At 43.7% G+C, this 20246-nt stretch carries 19 protein-coding genes and 4 tRNA genes; 8 read left to right on the top strand and 15 right to left on the bottom strand.

Going from position 1 to position 20246, the window contains the following annotated elements; genetic code table 11:
* Window positions 1-208 precede the first annotated feature (208 nt).
* Window positions 209-286: transfer RNA gene (locus THEBA_RS07850), tRNA-Asp, on the bottom strand.
* 471 nt (window positions 287-757) lie between these two features.
* Here THEBA_RS07850 and THEBA_RS07845 point away from each other — a divergent pair.
* The 3 genes from THEBA_RS07845 (at window position 758) to THEBA_RS07835 (ending at window position 2934) form a co-directional block, all read left to right on the top strand.
* Entirely contained in the window at window positions 758-1186 is a 429-nt protein-coding gene (locus THEBA_RS07845) for a hypothetical protein (protein ID WP_014731137.1), read from the top strand.
* A 25-nt stretch (window positions 1187-1211) separates the two neighbouring features.
* Window positions 1212-2498, top strand: coding sequence for a peroxiredoxin (locus tag THEBA_RS07840; RefSeq protein WP_014731136.1), 1287 nt, complete (start codon window positions 1212-1214; stop codon window positions 2496-2498).
* Between the two features lie 359 nt (window positions 2499-2857).
* Window positions 2858-2934 (top strand) — tRNA-Cys (locus THEBA_RS07835).
* On the opposite strand, the gene THEBA_RS14045 is transcribed toward THEBA_RS07835, so the two are convergent.
* Window positions 2913-3431 carry a nucleoside-triphosphatase gene (locus tag THEBA_RS14045; RefSeq protein ID WP_014731135.1) on the bottom strand — a complete coding sequence of 173 codons (519 nt, stop codon included), beginning with the start codon at window positions 3429-3431 and terminating at the stop codon, window positions 2913-2915. The two genes, THEBA_RS07835 and THEBA_RS14045, sit on opposite strands and share 22 nt — an antisense overlap.
* Window positions 3432-3914: 483 nt before the next feature.
* On the opposite strand from THEBA_RS14045, the gene THEBA_RS07830 reads away from it, so the two are divergent.
* Both THEBA_RS07830 and THEBA_RS07825 read left to right on the top strand, forming a co-directional pair.
* Window positions 3915-4922, top strand: a complete 1008-nt coding sequence (locus THEBA_RS07830) for a glycosyltransferase (protein WP_014731134.1) — start codon at window positions 3915-3917, stop codon at window positions 4920-4922.
* Entirely contained in the window at window positions 4919-5929 is a 1011-nt protein-coding gene (locus THEBA_RS07825; RefSeq protein WP_014731133.1) for a lysylphosphatidylglycerol synthase transmembrane domain-containing protein, read from the top strand. The genes THEBA_RS07830 and THEBA_RS07825 overlap by 4 nt, the downstream gene beginning before the upstream one ends.
* On the opposite strand, the gene THEBA_RS07820 is transcribed toward THEBA_RS07825, so the two are convergent.
* Window positions 5913-7070: a glycosyltransferase family 4 protein gene (locus THEBA_RS07820; RefSeq protein WP_006487151.1), complete on the bottom strand. Its 1158-nt coding sequence runs from the start codon at window positions 7068-7070 to the stop codon at window positions 5913-5915. The genes THEBA_RS07825 and THEBA_RS07820 overlap by 17 nt on opposite strands.
* 58 nt (window positions 7071-7128) lie before the next feature.
* On the opposite strand from THEBA_RS07820, the gene THEBA_RS07815 reads away from it, so the two are divergent.
* Window positions 7129-7203: transfer RNA gene (locus THEBA_RS07815), tRNA-Gln, on the top strand.
* Between the two features lie 15 nt (window positions 7204-7218).
* Here THEBA_RS07815 and THEBA_RS07810 read toward each other — a convergent pair.
* From THEBA_RS07810 to surE, 7 genes are all read right to left on the bottom strand, one after another.
* Complete coding sequence (locus THEBA_RS07810; protein WP_014731132.1) at window positions 7219-7848, bottom strand: ComF family protein; 630 nt, start codon at window positions 7846-7848, stop codon at window positions 7219-7221.
* Complete coding sequence (locus THEBA_RS07805) at window positions 7848-10400, bottom strand: ATP-dependent DNA helicase (RefSeq protein ID WP_014731131.1); 2553 nt, start codon at window positions 10398-10400, stop codon at window positions 7848-7850. The genes THEBA_RS07810 and THEBA_RS07805 overlap by 1 nt, the downstream gene beginning before the upstream one ends.
* A 42-nt stretch (window positions 10401-10442) precedes the next feature.
* A tRNA-Leu gene (locus THEBA_RS07800) sits at window positions 10443-10531 on the bottom strand.
* A gap of 67 nt (window positions 10532-10598) precedes the next feature.
* On the bottom strand, window positions 10599-10814 hold the full coding sequence (locus THEBA_RS07795) for a heavy-metal-associated domain-containing protein (RefSeq protein WP_006487148.1): 216 nt from the start codon (window positions 10812-10814) through the stop codon (window positions 10599-10601).
* Window positions 10815-10816: 2 nt separating this feature from the next.
* Complete coding sequence (gene fmt, locus THEBA_RS07790; RefSeq protein WP_014731130.1) at window positions 10817-11749, bottom strand: methionyl-tRNA formyltransferase; 933 nt, start codon at window positions 11747-11749, stop codon at window positions 10817-10819.
* Complete coding sequence (def, locus tag THEBA_RS07785; RefSeq protein WP_014731129.1) at window positions 11750-12241, bottom strand: peptide deformylase; 492 nt, start codon at window positions 12239-12241, stop codon at window positions 11750-11752.
* 2 nt (window positions 12242-12243) lie between these two features.
* Window positions 12244-13002 carry a 5'/3'-nucleotidase SurE gene (gene surE, locus THEBA_RS07780; RefSeq protein WP_006487144.1) on the bottom strand — a complete coding sequence of 253 codons (759 nt, stop codon included), beginning with the start codon at window positions 13000-13002 and terminating at the stop codon, window positions 12244-12246.
* A gap of 96 nt (window positions 13003-13098) precedes the next feature.
* On the opposite strand from surE, the gene THEBA_RS07775 reads away from it, so the two are divergent.
* Window positions 13099-13758: an HD domain-containing protein gene (locus tag THEBA_RS07775; RefSeq protein ID WP_006487142.1), complete on the top strand. Its 660-nt coding sequence runs from the start codon at window positions 13099-13101 to the stop codon at window positions 13756-13758.
* A 6-nt stretch (window positions 13759-13764) separates the two neighbouring features.
* Here the strand turns inward: THEBA_RS07775 and THEBA_RS07770 are convergent, their stop codons facing one another.
* The 4 genes from THEBA_RS07770 to THEBA_RS07755 all read right to left on the bottom strand — a co-directional run bounded on the left by THEBA_RS07770 (window position 13765) and on the right by THEBA_RS07755 (window position 15413).
* A complete protein-coding gene (locus THEBA_RS07770) occupies window positions 13765-14031 on the bottom strand; it encodes an acylphosphatase (protein WP_006487135.1) in 267 nt (88 codons plus the stop codon).
* Window positions 14028-14669 carry a lactate utilization protein gene (locus THEBA_RS07765; RefSeq protein ID WP_006487134.1) on the bottom strand — a complete coding sequence of 214 codons (642 nt, stop codon included), beginning with the start codon at window positions 14667-14669 and terminating at the stop codon, window positions 14028-14030. Before THEBA_RS07765 ends, THEBA_RS07770 begins: the two co-directional genes overlap by 4 nt.
* Window positions 14670-14747: 78 nt before the next feature.
* The gene (locus THEBA_RS07760) at window positions 14748-15098 is read right to left on the bottom strand and encodes a hypothetical protein (RefSeq protein WP_014731128.1); all 351 of its coding nucleotides are present in this window, start codon (window positions 15096-15098) and stop codon (window positions 14748-14750) included.
* A complete protein-coding gene (locus tag THEBA_RS07755) occupies window positions 15099-15413 on the bottom strand; it encodes an SCP2 sterol-binding domain-containing protein (protein ID WP_006487132.1) in 315 nt (104 codons plus the stop codon). It lies immediately after the preceding gene.
* Between the two features lie 90 nt (window positions 15414-15503).
* Between THEBA_RS07755 and THEBA_RS07750 the strand changes: the two genes are divergently transcribed.
* A complete protein-coding gene (locus tag THEBA_RS07750) occupies window positions 15504-17753 on the top strand; it encodes a glycoside hydrolase family 31 protein (protein ID WP_014731127.1) in 2250 nt (749 codons plus the stop codon).
* Here the strand turns inward: THEBA_RS07750 and THEBA_RS07745 are convergent.
* Window positions 17742-20210 (bottom strand): gluzincin family metallopeptidase, encoded by a 2469-nt coding sequence (locus tag THEBA_RS07745; protein WP_014731126.1) that lies wholly within the window; start codon window positions 20208-20210, stop codon window positions 17742-17744. The two genes, THEBA_RS07750 and THEBA_RS07745, sit on opposite strands and share 12 nt — an antisense overlap.
* Window positions 20211-20246: the final 36 nt, after the last annotated feature.

The raw sequence follows: 20246 nt of genomic DNA, 5'->3' as shown, positions 1-20246 counted from the left end.
ACAATGGTCAAAACGACCCGACGGGAATTAATCTTTAAGTCACAAGGACACTGTATCGAATACATTCACTCTGAAGATATTGTAACCGTCCTCAACCTGAAAGAAGTTAAGTAGATATTGACCGGAAGAACTTGCTTGTCATCTTGAGTGTGAGAATTGTCTGAAGCTTCCAATATGCAAAAAAAGGAGAGCCCCTAAGGACTCTCTCTGGCGGGGACGACGAGACTTGAACTCGCGGCCACCGGTGTGACAGACCGGCATGATAACCAAACTTCACCACGTCCCCAAACATAAAAGATTCTACATTACTCGAATCTATCTGTCAATAGCCTGATATGCCATGATGATATTGCTGTTCATATAGAATACCGTGTGATGACTACCGGCAAATGAAGTGATCCGTCGTAAATGATCTAGAGCAAACCTGAACATGGAAGAACTTATCATCACCGGGAGGTACCACCAAGTTCTGGAGAGAACTACATATAGCCTCATATGTCTTTTTATGATTCAATACGTACACGCGTCGCGTACACTACATTTTATCGTGTACTTCTCTTAATAATCACGGTCATATTACAATATTACTGTGAAAATCTGCGATTTAGGTAACACAGGACAGCTGTTCACGAATATTTAGCGCTAAGCATATCTGATTTTGTTTATTCCTATTTTTCTATATGACATATATGGTGATATTATTTCAGTACCTTAACTAACTAGAAAGGAGAGAACTCTGATTTTTAAAAGGTGTTTTTTGATTTTTTCTTTCGTATTCCTGTCGATTTTGACATTTGGACTGACTGGTGGCGTGATCACAAGAGTGGAGGACCCAGGTTGCTATTTGTATGAATGCAATTGTTTCTTGTATTCAGAATTTTCTTACAGCAAAGAGTTGATAATTAATACGAGATTTGTACCCTACGCAGTATATTGCTGTATTTCTACAGAAGCACGTCATTACGACGCAAACAACAACCCTTTGAGTGTATTTGCAAGCGCTTGCGGAGAATGCAGATACTCGATTGACGCAAGTCCGTGGAGCTGGGAGTACGTGGATGTTGACTGCGAAGGATTTGGTGTAGCCAGCTGCAACAAATGCACAATAATGTTCTATTTCTTTCAAATCGAAGATGATTTTGAAGCCGAAGCTGTGAGTGAAAGTTGTTTTTGCTCTGATCTTTGACATATGAATTGAGGAGGTGATTCGTATGGCTAAAAAGGTAGCGATATTGCTTGTCGTTTCGTTGATTTCGTCGGCGATGCTTTTTTCCGGTACTCTGTCCGGTTATCTTACGGAACGGATGGGCTGGACATACATCGCGAGCGGAAGCGATGTCGAAATGAGTATTTATCCACCGGAAGGAGTCAGCGCAATCGCAGATGAGCGTATTTTCTACGGACAAATCACAATCGGGGATTCAACTGTCAACATAGCGATCATGAACGTCGAGCCTCCGATCCTCTGGATCGACAGCGATTACGACGGCTGTTTCCTAAACAACATTCCGATAAAGGGACAATATAGAGGGACCGTTATCAATGAAAGCCGTGCCTATAAATTCAGTCAACAGTTAAGGGTCGAATATCTTTCCAACGGGAATTCATCTTACATGACCCAGGATCTTGAAATTCACGCGATCCTTCCAAAAAAGGAAGGCGTCGAAGTCGACTACTTGCTCATGAGTAGAAGAGAAGGTTTGCTGGAAGTCGACGGAGAGCTTATCGAAATCGCCCTGTTTCCTACCGCGCCCGATGGCCTGGCCGATAAGATAGACGAAGTCTTCATCGGAATAGATCTGGACAGAGATGGAACTATAGACATGGTTCATAAGAATCACGAGCTTTTCGAAGCGACCAGCGTCATAAGAATCAACGACAAGAACTACAGAGTAAGCGAGATCAGCAGGGATGGCAGAAAAGTCACATTCGAGCAGGTCGATGAAGATGCCCAGAACAGGCCTCTGTTGAAAAAGGGTTCGATCGCACCTCTGTTCGAAGCCAGAGACGTATTTGGAGAGACCTTCTCTATGAGCGATTATCTCGGAAATCCCATCATCGTAGTCGTGACTTCAAAGACACCGCTTGAAGTTTTCAACGGCGGATTTCCATGCGCTACAGGTGATTGCGAAGATACTGGCAGAGAAGAGAAGAGGCTGAGAAGCCTTTTAAACGAGCTTGTCACATGGAACGAGTATTCCGCAAAACCAGAAATTGAGCTCTTATGGCTTTACTCCGGCGACGAAATCACTTCTGCAGACTCTCTTGAAGAATACTCCTGGTTACACCTGATTGCCGACAAATCGGCAGTGGAGCTTTACAGCACACCGTTGTCGAACGGCATGTTCCTGATCTCTAAGGACGGTAGGATCGAGTATCTTGACGATTATGTCCTTCAGGCGGGAGACGGTCCGATTCCCACATATCCAGTTTTCAGAATTCCCACTTTCGGGCTTACCAGTTATATTTGGTTCAGGGAACTCGTTTTTGACAAATGATTCATGCCTGTTTATTCAGCAGAGAATATTCGAAAGAACTCTGTCTTTCATGGTAATTTCCAGATATTACGGGTGCAAGAGAATAGAGCATACTTTCAAATTGGTGTTCATAGTGTAGATAAAGAGTGCTAAATCACTTTGCTCGTTTCAGGTCGGATAAATTCGCATTTGGTATCGGGTAAGCAACGATATATCATTGAGATGCAAAGGATGTCCCCGCGTCCTGTTGCGAGTTGGTTCCAGACCCAAGGAACTAAGGGAGCCAACCTCCCTCCTGAAGAATTTTCCACCCCGAGGGCCGCCAATAGCGGCCCTTTTGTTGAAATGATCTCATTTACATGCTAGAATAATTCTCGTTGGGCGACGTAGCCAAGGGGTCAAAGGCGGAGGTCTGCAAAATCTCTACTCAAGGGTTCAAATCCCTTCGTCGCCTCCAGGAGAGGGTAGATTTGCCCTCTCTTTTTCTATCTCTCTTACAACCCTACCGAAGACGTCCTCACGGTTCGCCTCAGTAAGCTCAATGCTACCGATTCCCATCGATCGCTTCAAGTGGTCAATAAATGAGAAGTTACCCTTTCTTAGAACGCATAGACAATGCTTTGCACGTCTTAAAGAAGAGACAACCGCTTGCTGAAACTCCGGAGAATCTTCTTCAAGAAAGCCAATTTCGTCCATTATCAAGAGATTGTCGTTGGGTATGTCAAGCGAGCCCAGAAGCTTTGTGGCAAATAAAAACCCTTCTTCTACAATTCTTAGTCGTCCTCTTTCCCTTGTTCCTATAAGAAGTGAGTCCCCTTCGTAGAAATTCATGTATAAATTTTCCAGATCATTATCAAAACGTGTTTCGAAGCCTCTATACTTAACGACCGGTTTTATTCTTTCCACAAGATAACTCTTTCCGACATTCCTTTCTCCGGTAATGAAGAATTTCATTGTGACTCCCCCATATGAAAAATCAATCAGTTAGTTGAGAAAACTCAGTTATCTTGGCAACTCGCTTTTGTGTTCCTTCACTCAGTATAATTTGATTGACCACGATAGTCAATTTCCTCAAAATGACTGAACACTTAATTGTTATTTTCCAGTATTTAGACTCTTGTAAGCTCTTTCAGTTTCCCTTAACTGAGCCTGAAGAAAAACAAAGGAGGGGACTTAGTTTCCCTGGATACTCTGATTAGTGTGTCAAACATTGATAGGAGGCAGTTCAAGTGATAAATATTCTTAGATAGGGTAGAATAGTCGTTGAAGAGAGTGAGAAGGCCACTCATGTCTGAACTGTTTTCTAACATAAGGAAAGAAGTAAGATTTTCTTTTTGACGTTTCTGTAGACAATCCTTTCTTGTTATAGATTTCAGCAGGCATTTTCTTGTCGAAATCGACTGCGAAGATCTACTAACAACTGTCCTGGAGGTAAAAATGAGAGTCCTTTTGTATTCCGAAGGAAAGAAGCTCTTCAGTAAGTCAGGCGTGGGAATCGCATTGAAGCACCAAATGTCGGCTCTTGAGAAAGTCGGTGTGGAGTATACAACAAATGAGGAAGACCGTTTTGATGTTGTCCACATAAACACGGTGGGGCCCGGAGCGGAGAGGATTCTTAAGAAAGCGAAGAAGTCCAACATTCCCGTTATCTATCATACACACACAACCTATGAGGACTTTAGAAACTCGTTCACTCTGTCAAACGCGATCGCACCCTGGCTGAAAAAAAGATTGATAAAGCTCTATTCATCAGCAGATTTTCTTATTTCACCTACGGAGTATGCCAAAAATCTCATCAAGAGTTATGGAATCGATCTCCCAATCAAAGCCGTTTCAAATGGCGTCGACAATACAAGATTTTCAAAAAACAAAGTACTGGCCGAGAAATTCCTTTTGGAAAACAACATTCGAAAGCCCCTGATTGTCTCAGTTGGACTCCCTTTCGAAAGGAAAGGAGTAATAGATTTCTGCGAAATAGCTGAGAAGAGGACTGATTTAGTTTTTTACTGGTTCGGAGCAAAAATCAGCAGTCTTCTGCCTTCCAAAATTCGAAGGCTTTTGAAAAATCCTCCAGACAATGTGAAATTTCCCGGGTTCATTCCGCAAGAGATGATTATCGGCCCTTATTCGGCTTGTGATGTCTTTCTTTTCCCGAGCTATGAAGAGACTGAAGGCATTGTTGTCCTGGAAGCCCTGGCTACAGAAGCCCCGATCGTTTTGAGAGATATACCTGTATACAGTGATTGGATGAAACATGAAGAGAACTGTCTGAAGGCAAAAAACAACAAGGAGTTCATGGAGAACATAGATAGATTACTTCACAATGAAAGTCTGAGAAAGAAACTATCGGCATGTGGAAAGGGAACTGCGCTGGAAAAGGATCTGTCGATTATTGGTCAGGAACTTAAGAAAATCTACCTAGAGGTACTTGACAGGAAAAAATGAAAAAATCAACCAGAAACTTTATGATCGCGATTTCTCTCAGTTTGCTGATTATTCTGATAGTTCTTTTTGCGACCGACTTCAGCAAATCGATTTCTTACCTTTCTGCAGCCAATCCCGGATGGATATTTCTGATATTCTGTCTAACGTTCGGTACTTGGTTATTCGAAGCAATCACCCTTAAACTGTTCGCAGCCATGCGGAATCTGGCGATTCCCTTCTTATTTCTTTTTAAGATTACGGTTATTGGAACATTTTTCAATGGTATAACGCCTTTCTCTTCGGGAGGACAGCCGGCGCAGATAGTCTTTATGCAGAGAAGAGGTATCTCGATAGGTGAATCAACTGCGATGCTCGTTTCAAGATTTCTGATTTATCAAACCGTAATCACATTGCTTGGAGCTGTAGCCGTTTTCAAGGCCTACCCGCTTGTTTCACAGAAGATTTCTAATCTCGCCGTGCTCTCTATTTTCGGATTTGCGCTGAACAGTGTAGTTCTGGTAGGACTTGTTCTATTTTCGCTCAGTCCTAAGCTAACTGATAAGCTCATCCACTTTGTGATCAGCTTTCTTCACAAGATCAGAATAGTAAAAGAGAAAGAATCGTTAATAGAGAAGGCAATGAGAGAGCTACGCTTCTTCCATTCTTCAATGAAGGAATTGGTCAGGAGACCCTTTGTCCTTACTAGTGCGTCTTTGAGTACTCTTGCACAGCTGATTTGCATGATATCCATCCCGTATTTTGTTGCCCTTTCAATTGGAACGCCTGTAAACTATCTCGAAATCACGGCCGTTCAGCTGATTTTGTTCCTTGTAGTCTCTCTTATTCCAACACCAGGAGCGAGTGGAGTGTCTGAGGGTGGGTATGTGCTATTTTTTAAGTCTTTTTTTGGCGAAGGAATTGGAGCTGCGCTTCTGATCTGGAGATTCTTCAGCTACTACGCAAACATCATTTTCGGAGGATTACTTTCAGCTCATGAAATAGGATTCAAATCTAGATCTCGTTCTTGACAACTCTTTCATAAAGATTCACTGTTCTCTCTACATTAGCTTCAGCGGAGAAGTCCTCCGAGATCTCAACTGAGCGTTTTGCCATTCTTTCTCTTAGGCTATGATCACTCAGCATTTGAATAGCCGCATTGGATAACTCATCTTTCGAGGAGCACATGAAGCCATTTTCTCCATCCAGTACCATATTTACTATGCTATCGTCCTTATATGCCACGACCGGCAATCCCGAGGCCATCGCTTCAAGGGTAACAAGGCCGAAAGTCTCAGTGTGAGAAGCGATCATGAATGCATCGCTGCTTTTGTAGGCTAACGATATCTCGTCGGGCCATCTCAAGAATCCCGTGAAGTGGACCTTCTCACCGACCCTCAGACTTCTGGCTAATTCCTGCAGCTTACCCTTCAGAGGACCATCTCCAACTAGCAGCAAATGGGAGTCTGGTAAAGCTTCGGAGACTCTTGCGAAATTCTCTATAAGTTTGTCTATGCTCTTCTCTTCTCCAAGCCTTCCAACAAAGATGAGCACTTTATCGTCCTCTTTTATCTTGTACTTCTTCCTGAATGCTCTTTTCTCTTCTCTGCTGAAGCTTCTCTTAAATGGAGTAAGATCGACCCCGTTGGGAATTACCTCTATATGTGAAGAAACTCCATAAGAAAGAAGCAGCTTCTTGATTTTTATCGAAGGAGCAATTACAGCCCTGTGCTTATCACAAAATCTTCTGTCCTGAGCTCTGATGTAAACTCTCAGAATGGGTTCCATGAATGGGATGTAGTGAACGTACTCTTCCATCATTGTGTGATAAGTCGTTACTCCTGGAATGTGCAAATTCGTTAGAACATAACTCGCCAGATACCCAACGATTAGTGACGTGTGCGAGTGAATAATGTCTATCTCGAGATTCTTCACGATCTTTATTAGTTCCTTGAAGTTTGTGGGCAAACCTATTCGGTGTTGCTTTTCCCATGGAAATTTAAGAGATGGTATACGATAAACATTCTCCTGGATGCCTGCTTCGGGGTGGTCAACCGTAAATATATATACGTTATGGCCTCTCTTCTGAAGATTCTCTTCAAGCATCTTGATCATGGTCACCACCCCGTTGACCTGAGGTGAATATGTGTCACTGAACATCGCTATGTTCATCCTATGCCTCCAAACGGCTTGACACCTCTTACCTTCTGCTTTATAATCTTTACTGTCTTGGGAGATCGTCCAATTGGTAGGACAGCGGACTCTGGATCCGCCGATGGAGGTTCGAGTCCTCCTCTCCCAGCCAGGGGCCGCAAGGCCCTTATTTTTTCCCCCCGGCAATCGCCAGCAAAGTGATTTCCTTAACGCCGCCTTCCTTAAGAACTCTAGCACACTGGCTTGCAGTTGCGCCAGTAGTAACGACATCATCGAAAAGAATTACTGACGTACTCCTAGGACTTCTCTTCAGATAGAACTTATCCTTTACATTCTGGAATCTATCTTCCATCTTAAGCCTTGACTGAGGAATAGACTTACCTGCTATTGTCAACACATTGTCTATTCTTATGTCAATAGTCTTAGAAAGCCTTCTCAGAATTCTGAGATTTGTGTCGAAGCCTCTCTTGACAAATGCTTGAATGGAAGTGGGAACAGGAACTATCACATCGGCGGCCGGAGAAAACGTATTAATCATTTCGAAGAGCATCTCTGAAAGGAGAGAGGCTATTCCGGGTCTGTCTTCAAACTTATAGGCACGTATGAGTTCCTTTAATGGGCTTTCATATTTCCAGTACGAAAAGGCCGAATCAACAAATTTAAGCTCAAATGGAGTCATGATTGGCCCCTTGATTGATCCAAGACAGTCTGCACACAAATACTGGGCTGGATCTATCTCCTTTTCACACACTAGACAGTGGTTTGGGAAAAAATGAGAGATCAGCTTCTTCATCATCACAGCCATCTCTCTTTCTTCAGTCTTCTAAGCTCTCGAAGTATCTGGTTGCTGTTTATCGCTTGAATATTCGTTCCAGGAGGGAGAGATGCAATCAACTTCTTAGAATATACCCTTGCCGGATCGATGATTCTCCTGTCAAGTACGATTACAACCCCTCGATCGTTCCTGGTTCTTATAAGTCTACCAAGCCCCTGCCGGAAGGCAGTTATCATTTTTGGATAGTAATACTTGTTCATTCCTTCGGCAAAGCTCCGCTTTCCATAGTGCTTGATTCTTGCTTCAATTAGTGGTTCGTCCGGCCTTTCAAAAGGCAGTTTGTAGACAATTAACAGCTTCAGCTGTTCTCCGGGGAGATCGATTCCCTCCCAAAATGCTCGGGCACCAAATATTACGGATTTCTCTGAATTCCTGTGCTCAGAAAGAATTGTTGTTAAGCTATCGTCTCTTTCCTGGATTCTTAGAGACAAGTTGTGAAGTTCACCTCGAATCTTCGAAAGAGTCCATTTCATGTCTTCGTAAGAGGTGAAGAGAACCATGGACCCTCCCCCGACTATCTTCAAAACGTCTTTTGTCAGTTTCGATGCACTTTGCATGTATGGAAGGGAATTTGGCAGATAGTCGGGAATGTCTGTGGGAACGAAAAATCTCAGCTGCTGAGTATAATCGAATGAGGTTCCAAGCCTTACGGCATCGGTCTCTTCGCCGGCTCCGAGTATTCTTCTCGCATAGTTGAAACCATCGCTACCTCTGCTGTAGACCCACAGTGTTGCAGATATGAAGATCTTTACGCCCACATCCGGGAAAATCGAGGACATCAGAGTGTCGTTTTCGACTGGAGAAGAGACTATACTCAAACTTTCAATGCATTGTTCGTTCCTGCTCACAAAAACTACCCTAGAATCTCTAGAAGCGGCAATTCCCGCGATCTGCTTAAGCCATTCTTTTATTTCAGCCAGAACCCTAGCAACTTCAAATTCTAAGCCGTCAATTTTCAAGTCCCTTTCTTCAACATCATCCAGCATTTGTACTGTTTGTCCGCCCACATAGATATGCGTCTGAAGAATATCTGAGATTACGGTTAGTGCTGAGACAAGCGTTTCAAGTCCTTTTCCAGAATACGTAGTTTTCTCCCCATTACGTTCCCTATCCAGATCCACCACGATCTGTCTTATTTTCCTGTCAAGAGTAGTTGTAGCTTCTTTAAGCTTAATCCACAACTTCCTTAAAAAATCCTCATTGAAATGCCTCTTGAGAAATCCAAAGCAGTCTCTAACCAGCTTTATCAGTTTCTTAATAGTATTAGCTAGCTGATATGGTTCAAACCGGTAACTCATTGCCTGAGTCAATGAAGACTCAAGCTCGTGAGCTTCATCCACAACAAGGTATTTAAATGCCGGTAGAAGTGTTCCAATACTTTCGCCGTCTTCCGGTTCTCCATCGGAAAGCCGAATATTCGCTTCACTGAACAGGAATGAATGATTCGTGATAACTATATCGGAATTCTTTGCATTTTCCCTTTGAACATAGTAAGGACAAACCTCGAAGAATGGGCAGAGTCTTCTGGTGCAATCGAACCTGTTGCCCGAGAGCATCCTTCTCAACTCATCACCCAACGGTAAGTAATCAAGATCTCCCTCTCTCGTGAACATTGACCATAGAATCACACCGGCAAGTTCTTTCGACGAACTTTCATCGAGCATCTTATTGAGAGCCATGTTCAGAACTTCAAATAGCTTTCTGACACATAGATATCTTTCCCTTCCCTTAATTACAGACACTCTGAGATTATCGAGGTTCGGTAAGGTCTTTAGAACCTCCACATCCTTTTTGAACAGTTGATCCTGGAGGATTCTCGTTCTAGTCGAGATCACCGCTTGATGCATCTTGGAAACACAAGCATATGCTACTGGAGCAAGATATGCTATGCTTTTTCCAGTCCCCGTTCCAACCTCAATCATGAGATTGCCACCTTTTTCTACAGATTCAGCAATTTCGAGAGCGGTCATGAACTGCTCCTGCCTGAATTCATACCCTTCCATTGAATCCTGTAAAAGCCCCCCCTCACTAAAGACAAGCCTGACTGCCTTCTTAATGTCAATTCTGGAATTCCCGCTTTCTCTTCTTTCACTCCTGGTAAGCCCCGAGAGTAAGAAGTCTTCCCAAGGATCGACATTCTCACTCTGCTTTAACACAAAAAGGAGAAAGTTTCTAAGTCCTCTGTCAGGAACGATTTTCTCGATTAATGATGAGAGTCCAATCGGTAACTTCTTAATGACTCTTATATAGTTATCTATACGGCTTTCAAGATCTCTGGATTCAGGTTGGTAGACGAAACTATTCAAAAACCTTTCATCTACGGCAATCTCACTTAGATACACCTCCTCTACAGAAGCATCTATGAAGAGGCAGTCTTCGTCTCTTTCCGAAAAAAAGGAAGGAAGATCCTTTATATTAATGGAAACAAATGAAGCGCTCTCAAAGAGACGCCTCAAGCCTATCTTAATTTCATTGTTCCTTTTGAAAACCTTACCAAGTAGAATTTCTCCCAAGCAGCACCTCGAAAGAAAAAACCGGGCTAAAACCCGGTTTAGTGGTGCCGAGGGCGGGACTTGAACCCGCATAGGCTAAACTGCCCACATGGACCTCAACCATGCGTGTCTGCCAATTCCACCACCTCGGCAACGTCACACGTCAGAAATTATAACTTGACCGGATTCCTTTGTCAAGAAGCAAATCGCGAGAATGGTTTATATAAGCATATCAAAACCGAGCTTGGACAGCTCTTCCTGAATAATGTATCTGTCGATGATCGCGTTCTCATATTCCACCTCAACGACACTACTTGCAACATCAACCTGGGCCTTTGTTATGCCGTCGAGGGACTTCAGTCTCGAAACAATTCGTTCGGCATCGGAATCCGTAATCTCGTTCCTAATTTGAAATAGCCTGATCACCCTGGGCATTTCTATCCCCCCAAAATCATCCCTTCACGAATCAGCCAGCCACTTACTGCATCTTTAGGGCTCATCGGCCTCTTTCCGGGTAACTGTACTAACGATATAATAACATTTCCGGTGCCACAGCTTAAAACCATACCGTGGTCTTCCACTTTCACAATTTCTCCATCCCTGCTCTTTCCATAACTTCGATCTGAAAAAGCTGCCCCAAACAGTTTTACCATCTTCCCGTCAAGGGATGTTCTTGCCCCAGGTTGAGGATCATAAGCTCTCACTTTGTTCAAAACATAAACTGCATCCGAAAAATCCGAAATGACCAGGTCCGAGGCCTGGACCTTTGGCGCGTAAGAAGGTGCTCCCTCCTGTTTACAAAGCTCGATTCTCCCGGCCTCAGCTATCTTCAAGAAATCAAGCAAAGCTTCCCTTCCGAGTCTCTCAAGCTTTTCATAGAGCGAACCAAAATTGTCTGAAATCTCTATCTCGATCTCCCTCCTCAAAGCTATTTCGCCGGTATCCATTCCTTCGTCGATCTTGAATATGGTTATACCGGTCCTCGTTTCCCCGTTTTCGATTGCTCTTTGAATCGGAGCGGCTCCTCTGTATTTCGGCAAGAGTGAGGCGTGGACATTGAAACAGCCTAAAGTTGGAAGGTCAATAACACTTGATTTGAGAAGCTTTCCGTACGCAACAACCACTATTAGATCTGGAGAAAGTTCTTTGAGTTTTTCCAATCCTTCTCCAGAATTGACTTTTTCGGGTTGAAAGACTGGCAATCCGTAGACTTCTGCAACTGACTTCACAGGAGTAGGATAGACTCTTCGTCCCCTTCCTTTAGGTCTGTCGGGTTGCGAAAAGACACCTATTACCTTAACACCTGACTCAACAAGCGCTTTCAAATGTGATGCAGCAAACTCCGGCGTACCCATGAAGACAATATTCATCTATCCAACGCTTTCCTTAATTATTTGATCAAGTTTGGGTTTCAAGATTGCCCTTTTTGCTGACGAGAGATAGTCGACGAAGAGTATCCCGTCCAGATGATCGGTTTCGTGTTGTACTATCCTTGCGGGATAATCAGTGAGGTCGTCTTCATGGTAATGACCATACTCGTCCTGATAACGAATTCGAACGGAGGCCGGTCTGACTACATCTGCGTAAATTCCGGGTATGCTTAGGCAACCTTCTTCTATCTTGACCTTCTCATCACTTCTAAAAAGGATCTCGGGATTTACTACAACCCTTAGTCCGTCGCCGGGGTCGTAGACGAAGAGCCTTCGCGATATCGCTACTTGCGGTGCTGCAAGACCAACTCCGTCTTCTACATACATCGTCTTACTCAGTTCATTCACGAACTGTCTGAGTTCATCGTCGAATACCTCTACCTTCTCCGAAACATCTCTCAATATAGGATTTCCTATGTAAATCACTTTCACTCTTACCACCCTCTTGAAATCTCTTTCAGTTTCTCAAAGTAATCATTATCTGTCATTATTGCGTGGAGAGGGGTTATCGATACGAATCCAGACTTTACGGCATTATAATCGCAATCGGTTGAGCACTCATCTTCAACTACCTCTCCGAATATCCAGTAGTAGTTATTTCCGTATGGATCTTTTCTCTTTTCGAAATAGTCCTTGTATCTCCTTCTGCTCTGCCTCGTCACCTTCCAACCCTTGAGCTCCTCAGATTTGACAGAAGGGACATTTATATTGAGGGCCGTGAAGTCTGGCATCATCTTAACATCAAAGACTCTGAGAAAACTTACCATAAACGCTGCGGCAGTCTCGAATTCCGGATTACTCCAGTCACTACTTGAAACTGCAATCGATGGAGTATCCATTACGGCGCCTTCTAGAGCACCTGAAACCGTTCCCGAATAAAGGACATCTATACCCATGTTCTGACCCTTGTTTACACCACTGATGACCAGATCGATCTTCTTTTCGGAAATTGCCAGAAGTCCAAGTTTAACACAGTCGGCAGGCGTACCGTTTATGGCATATCCGATGTTTTTGTTGCCAACTTTTACTTGCTTGGCCCAAAGCGGGGTTCTGATTGTTATTGCATGCCCAGTTGCACTTCTTTCAACGTCTGGAGCAACAACTAGGACATCATGTTCTTCCGAAAGCGCTTCCGCGAGTTTTATAATTCCGGGCGACATTATTCCATCGTCATTTGTAACCAGGATATTCAATATTTGTACCTCCTCTTAACTGTTCGAACTAATCATCTTGTATACTTATTCTACAATATTGAGCGCAACTTTTCTTTTTGACTCAGGGGGCATCCTGTGGACTTTGACCGACTCATCAACTGCATACCGCACATAAAAGAAATTTTGGGCGTTGTCGAGAAGGCTTTTGAGAATTACGACGACCCGGCTCATGACATCTCTCATGTTCTACGAGTAACTGAAAGTGCGAGTGAAATAGCCATCCGTGAAGGGGCAAACCTCGAAATTGCGGTCATTGCTGCACTTCTTCACGATATTAAGCGACCCGAAGAGGATTTCACTGGAATAGATCATGCGGAGAGCGGAGCGAAATATGCGTTTCAGCTTTTGAATGAGATGGGTTTCGAATCTCAATTCACTTTCGAAGTCTCTGAAGCAATTAAGGTGCACCGATATTCTTCTGGATTAAACCCTTCCAGCATGTCGGCAAGAATACTGCAAGATGCCGATAGGCTCGATGCAATAGGTGCTATTGCTGTCGCAAGGGTTTTTTCATTTTCGGGAAAAACGGGAACTCCTCTTCATTCACCAAAGCTCAAGCCAGGTGATTCATACAAAGGGTACTCAAGTACTGCCATTAATCATTTCTTTGAGAAGATATTGAAGATAACTCCGGAGAGTTTCTGGACGAAGACCGCAAAGGAAATCGCAGAAAACCGCTACAGATTTGTCGTGCAATTCGTGAAACAGTTTCTTTCAGAATGGGGTGGGATCTGAACTTCATTATCTGATTTCAAAATACTCGAATCTCATGAAGGGTAGCTCTTCAATTTCCGTCTTGGTTACATTTGCATACGTAGGGCCCCGATCAATGCTTTCAATAAAAGCCTCAATATCGGGATCTCTCCCAGAGCCAACTATCTCGACGCTCCCATCGGGTTCGTTCCTGACATAGCCAGTTATGCCCAGAGACCTGGCGGTGTACAGAGCGTAATATCTAAACCCCACTCCCTGTACGCGTCCGTAGACTCTAATCCTCACCGTCCTCATAAGCCCAGTTCTTCACCGACCAGAATAACTGTGTATCTCCAGGGTCTTCTTCTTGAATCAACAATTATCGAGTATATTTCACAAATCCTTTCATCGCTGTCGCAGTCGGTACAGAGACCGCTTTCAGCACAGGGAGTATGCAGATTCAATCTTTTAGCGTTCATCGGTGCTATTGATCTAATCCTCTTGATTCCAGCGTCTAAATCGCTGACAACCTTGTTAACTCCAGCAATTAGAATCACTTTGTCGGGCCCGAAGGTAACGGCGGCAGCCCTGTTACCGTTGCCATCAAGCAAAAGTATCTCGCCACTTTCAGTAATGGCATTTGCACTGCAGAAATAATAATCGGCCTCAAACGCACTGATCATTATCCTCTTCTTTTCCTCATTACCAGAAACAGAATCTCTATCAAGAAAGTTGTACTTTCCAGACTTCAGAAGGTCGGATACCCCAGTTTCCTGAAGAGTAAGGGAACCTCCCGCACTCACAGTTGCTTCGTCAGGAACGAGCTTTGAAACCGCATCTACGACCATCTCTTTATCGGGGAAGTACATGAATTTTATCGCCTTACTCTCGAAAACTTTCGCAAGTCTTTCAGAGAGTTTCTCGTTCTTCCAACGCCTTAGACTGTTTCTCATAAAGGACTCCTTTCCTAAGAAAAAAATATTCTGATCTGCTCTACTTCGTGGTGTCACGGGCAAGCTGCGTTCAATAGACTAAAAGGTAATTATCTCCGCTCCCCTCTCTACATAAGGAGCCAAAGGCACATGGTTCTTCATACTTCCATTTAAGGGAAGACCTTCCTTCTCCACTATCTCAAGCACACCCATCAACTTGGAACAACCATAACAAACGGCCTTGATCAAACCTTTCCTCTTTGCCTCGCTGTAAAGCCCATGTAGAGCATCCGTTTCGTTTACAATTTCCTTCAAGAGACTGGGTGATTCTCCCTCCATCACGATAGCCACTTCGATTCCCTTTTCTGACATGTCCAGTGCATTTAGGAGCGCATGTAAAAAACAAGCTTTCTTGCCTTCAAAGGCAAGTATCATCACTTCAGCCGACATCTATTCACCTCCAAGTAGCTTGTTCAATTTCATTGCGAAAGTCAGATCTCCGGAAATCTTGAGTTTTCCGCTCATAAAAGCAGCAAAAGGATTGACAGCTCCTCCGACAATTCCTTCGAAGGTTTCAAGATCAGTACTTATGGAACAATCCGAAGGTTTGTCTTCCTCGTACACTTCAAGTCTTCCATCCAAGATTTCGACAGCGAATTTTGATGGTTCCCCACCCGCGATGAAAAACATATATGTGCCGCTGATTTCTGAAAGCCTTTCGGCTCTCAGGCTCTTTATCTTACAGACTGCCTCCCTTACGGTCATCGATCTACCTCCTGCTTTTCAAAATACATACAAAGTCTACCATCTTGCTGTACAATGAGAACGATATTTCTAAGAACCGGGGGTGACGAATTGAAGAAACGCTTCTTTCGTTATTTGAATTCTGTTGTTAAGGTCAGTGTTGTGAGAGAGGGAAAGACAAAGCTGAAGAGCGGCGCGGTGATAATTGAACCCGAAGAGGAACTTGACGAGCTGGGTGCATGTCAACTTCTAGGCGTATTAGATCTTGGACAGGCTAGAACATTTGTTTCAAGAGCCGGTAATGAGATGAATGTCGCTGAGAATGACGCCGGTTATGTTGTGAACATCACGCTCCAGAAGAACCAGGCTGTCCTAGGGCTAGGAGAGACAATGGGACCTTTGAACAAAAGAGGCAGTATCTATGAGATGTACAATACCGACGAACCTGATCACTCGCCATCAAAGAGGAGACTGTATTCATCTCTTCCCGTTTTCCACATTGTTTCCCCCGAAGAGCAGTTCGCTCTTTTTCTTGACCATCCAGGTTATTCGAGTTTTGACATTGGATTTGAAAATAGAGACACAATCAAAATAAGCATTGAGGGGGACGGTTTCGATCTTTTCATTTTCGTTGGGAGTCCTTCTGATACAATTAGACGCATCTTCAAGCTCACAGGGAATCCATTGTTGTTTCCTGCCTGGTCCTTAGGTTACCATCAGTCTAGATGGTCATATGCAAACGAAGAAGCGGTTTTAGAGATTGCTGAAAATTTCAGGAGACGCCGCATTCCGTGCGATGCAATTCATTTGGATATTGATTACATGGATGATTTCAAGGTCTTCACGTGGGACAAAAATCGCTTCCCTAATCCTTCTTCCTTGACGGCTAAGCTGTCAAGCATGGGGATCAAGACTGTTGCAATAATCGATCCGGGGGTCAAAGCTCAGGACGGGTTTGATATTTACGAAGAAGGGCAGAAGAAAGACTTGTTCTGTTTGAGAAAGGACGGTAGCCCATTTAGAGCTGCTGTCTGGCCTGGAGAATCGAGGCTCCCAGATTTTCTAAACTCTGCCGCAAGAGAGTGGTGGGGACAACACTATGATCGTCTTATAAAGAATGGAGTCTCAGGATTCTGGAACGACATGAACGAACCTGCTATCTTCTATACACCGGAATCTCTTTTAGAACTTAAGCTTATGGCCGAAGAGCTTCATGATTCTGGAATCGAAACTGAATTCCTTTTTGGAAAGATTATTTCGAAGAAGAAGTATTACGATCACGGAGTAGATTTCGTTCAAAAGGATGACGATGGGAACACTCATTCTCATAGAGAGGTAAGAAATATCTATGGCTTCAATATGGCTCGTTCCGCATACGAAGGAATCAGGAAGAGCAAGTCTGATCTGAGACCGTTCAATATAACCAGGTCTTCGTATCCTGGAATACAACGTTATGCAGTCCTGTGGACTGGTGACAATGCAAGTCAATGGGAGCAGCTTCTGAATGAGATTAGGCTGATTCAGTCTATCTCCTTAGCAGGAGTTAGTTTCACCGGATGCGATGTCGGAGGGTTCGGTGACGATTGCTCCGGAGAATTGCTAGTTCGTTGGACACAGTTTGGGGCTTTCCTCCCTTTCTTCAGAAATCATAGCGCCATAGGGACAAGGAATCAGGAACCCTGGGCCTTCGACAAGGAAGTTGAGGAACTTGTAAGGGAAGCGATTGAGCTACGATATTCTCTTCTTCCATACCTGTATTCGGTACATAAACAATCTGCAAACGGGGAGATGACTATGGTTAGACCGCTCGCTCTGATTTGGCCCGGCGATAGCGAAACGTATTATGCCGACGACCAGTTCATGATCGGTCCTTCGATAATGGTAGCTCCCGTTTATCAAAGAAATTCCGAAGGAAGGCATGTTTATCTTCCAGGCGAAGAGTGGCTTGATCTCAACACCAGAAAAGTGGTCAACAGCGGTCATTCATGGGCAAAAGCACCTCTCAACATCATTCCTTACTTTTTGAAGAAAGACTCGCTCATTGCCATGACGGACGGTCTGCAATTTGTGAAAAGCGGCTCCTGGAAAACTCTGAAGTTCTTGGGCTTTGTTAAGGATAGGGCCGAATTCTACCTATATGAGGATGATGGTCTCACAGAGGCATATAAGAGAGGCGAGTATTCATCAAAAACAATCATAGTTGATAATACTTCAAACGGGCTGAAGGTTGAAGTCAAACCCCAAGAAGGTAGCTTCAAGTGTGATGAAAGAAGGATAGAGTTCGAAATACACGATGGAAGAAAGCTTTATAAAAGATCGATTATAGATTCCCCGGATGGTTATGAGTTTCTAATATATTAGCTCAAAATCCAGATAAGGGAGCAGTCTAGTGTTTTCAAGCATGATTCCTGCTTTTATGTGCATGGGATAGGCTGCGTACAGGAAGGCTGTTTCAAACTTGTAGATAGCTATTCTCCAGGAAAACCGACTACCGATCAAAAAGTCGATCTTTCCCCCAATACCTTCCTCTGAGAAATGGACGAGATTCATCACATTGAGACCCCTTCTCGAAATGACATAATCCGAGTCCAGGGAAAAGCCGACAACAATGTTAGTGTCGTCTCTAAAGCCCCAAAGTTCCACCGGGACTATGGAAGGCTCTTCCCCGAAAGTAACTCTGGAGTAAATTGTCGAATCTATAGTAAATCCGTGCTTATTCCAATCGAAGTCTACGTTTATTCCAACATCTACGAGATTAGAAGTCGCCGTCTGAGTGTCTCGAACATTTATCAGTGTATTGAGCGAGGCCTGACCTCCGTACAGTGCTGAGGAATCCTCAAGGGCCGCGTCGAGGGAACCGGCAATTCTCAAAGGATACTCAAGCGAAGCTTTCCAACCGAAAGAAAGCTTGGGATTGATCCTGTAGCGCCTGTAAACGTTTAACAGAGCTTTCGGCTCAAGATTGGCATATTCGAGCGACAGAGAGAAATCCACCGGCAAATAGTCTTCGCTGAAGAGTTGAACATTGATTCCAGGCAACATCGTCTCGAAGTCGAACGACACCCCTCCAAGAAGCTTGTTGCGAAAAGTTAGGTCGGAAAAGAGCACCGAAATCCCCTTAAAGGGAAGTAGCGAAACGAATCTCCAGTCTGAAAAGCCGTTGTAAGCGACTCCCTCTATTTCTTGAGGAGGACTCAAAATAATTTCTTTGCTCTCCAAACTATAATCGGTTGGTTTTGTGTTGGAGGAGAAGAGCAGCTTCCTTCCCTGAAGCTGGCCTACGGCAATCACGCCGTCTGCAATCATTACTGGTTCCCTAACATATCTTGAGAAGGAGCTCTTTCCGATCATCTCACCTTCAGATGTGACAACATAAACATCGCTGCCGAACTCGTTCTTAACAGAAATTAAAAATCCCTCGGAAACCCAACCACCAATCGAGAAATCATTCGTAACGTCAAAAAATCCAAACTTTTCGGTGCTTGAGTTATAAATCGCCAGTGACTTGTCGCCTTTATTGTTAATTCTGAATGCAATTAAACTGCCGTCACAAGATACTCTTATATTGTCAATTTGAGTCGAAGGATCAAGTGGCGTGAAGATCCTGGTTACCCTTTCCGTTCTCAAAGAAAGGATTTCTATCGAAGAAATGCCGAGATTGTTTCTCACAACAAGAAGCCTATCCTTGCCCAAATAATCGATTTCACGAAGATGAGCCGTTTTTGTTCTCTCTAACTTGCCTTCCCTAAAGAAATACAATCTGGTTTCGGATTGCTCCTCTTCAAAGAGGATAAGCGCTATTTCGCTTTCAAAGACTGCGAAATCCACAATCTCCATTGTAGAATTAAATATCTCAACGCCTTCGATGTTGAGAGAATAACATTTCATCTGCCTATCAAGAGAAAGATAGTAAAGTTTCCCGTCATAAATCTTTGGTCTGAAATGATTGACGAATTCGCCAACGCCACGTGAGAATTCGTAAACGAAGGGTACTTCCGCAGCTTCCCATTTCTTGATTTGATATTCTATGAACTCCCCTTTAAGCTCTTCATAGCTTTTTCCATATACCTTCTTTATCGCAAGCTCTATCCCCGTGAGACCAAGAAGTCCCCTCTTCACTTTCACAAGTTCCAGTAAGCTTTCGATTCCGTAAGTCTCGGAAAGATAAGAAAGAAAAGCATAGCCGTAATTGTAGTAAGACTCTCCGCCTATTCCGCTGAACCCTGTTACTACAGTCTCCTCCGAAAATGGCTCATTTTCCATTAATTGATCTAGCAGAAAAGGCAATCGCCTGTAGTCGTACTCGTAAAGATCTCCGATTAGTTCACTTCCCAATTGAGCAAAGCCTTCAGTAAGCCACATAGGCTGAAGTGCATTGGGCAAATAGGCTTTGGAGACATAGTTTCTCAGTATGTTTCCAAATTCAGTGACCGAAGTGATCTGAAACAGGTGAGTCAGTTCGTGAGTGATCACCTCTTCCAGCCAAAAACCGTCGTTTCTATATGGGTAGTCCATTCCAACTGTCATTATATAAATCGATTCAAGAACTGGATTTGCCAGCCCATTAGAACGATCTTCATAGCCACCGATGATCACAGTTATCTTCTCTTTAAACGGATTGCCAAACAACTCACTTAGAGTATCAAAGGCATCTTCCGCCAACGCCTCAACCTGAAAAATAGAGGAAGCCACTTCCTTATGGTACAAGTATACAAAGTGATCGGACTCATGCTTCAACCAGTCGAGATCCCTAAATGAATACCCGGAAAGAAATGCCGACAATAAGAGAAATGTTATCAAGAAATATCTTCTGAACAAAAAAAGCCACCGCCCTCTGAAAACGAAGCACAACTA

The organism is Mesotoga prima MesG1.Ag.4.2 (assembly GCF_000147715.2).
Classification (GTDB): Bacteria; Thermotogota; Thermotogae; order Petrotogales; family Kosmotogaceae; genus Mesotoga; species Mesotoga prima.
This window is presented reverse-complemented; position numbering and strand designations above follow the sequence as displayed.

What these genes read in the sequence shown, in the direction of transcription:
- THEBA_RS07830 (WP_014731134.1), top strand. Translation starts at nt 3,915, where the DNA reads ATGAGAGTCCTTTTGTATTCCGAAGGAAAGAAGCTCTTCAGTAAGTCA.
- THEBA_RS07755 (WP_006487132.1), bottom strand. Translation starts at nt 15,413, where the DNA reads ATGACCGTAAGGGAGGCAGTCTGTAAGATAAAGAGCCTGAGAGCCGAA.
- fmt (WP_014731130.1), bottom strand. Translation starts at nt 11,749, where the DNA reads ATGAATATTGTCTTCATGGGTACGCCGGAGTTTGCTGCATCACATTTG.
- THEBA_RS07825 (WP_014731133.1), top strand. Translation starts at nt 4,919, where the DNA reads ATGAAAAAATCAACCAGAAACTTTATGATCGCGATTTCTCTCAGTTTG.
- THEBA_RS07820 (WP_006487151.1), bottom strand. Translation starts at nt 7,070, where the DNA reads ATGAACATAGCGATGTTCAGTGACACATATTCACCTCAGGTCAACGGG.
- THEBA_RS07840 (WP_014731136.1), top strand. Translation starts at nt 1,212, where the DNA reads ATGGCTAAAAAGGTAGCGATATTGCTTGTCGTTTCGTTGATTTCGTCG.
- THEBA_RS07760 (WP_014731128.1), bottom strand. Translation starts at nt 15,098, where the DNA reads ATGTCGGCTGAAGTGATGATACTTGCCTTTGAAGGCAAGAAAGCTTGT.
- THEBA_RS14045 (WP_014731135.1), bottom strand. Translation starts at nt 3,431, where the DNA reads ATGAAATTCTTCATTACCGGAGAAAGGAATGTCGGAAAGAGTTATCTT.
- THEBA_RS07795 (WP_006487148.1), bottom strand. Translation starts at nt 10,814, where the DNA reads ATGCCCAGGGTGATCAGGCTATTTCAAATTAGGAACGAGATTACGGAT.
- THEBA_RS07770 (WP_006487135.1), bottom strand. Translation starts at nt 14,031, where the DNA reads ATGAGGACGGTGAGGATTAGAGTCTACGGACGCGTACAGGGAGTGGGG.
- THEBA_RS07765 (WP_006487134.1), bottom strand. Translation starts at nt 14,669, where the DNA reads ATGAGAAACAGTCTAAGGCGTTGGAAGAACGAGAAACTCTCTGAAAGA.
- THEBA_RS07810 (WP_014731132.1), bottom strand. Translation starts at nt 7,848, where the DNA reads ATGATGAAGAAGCTGATCTCTCATTTTTTCCCAAACCACTGTCTAGTG.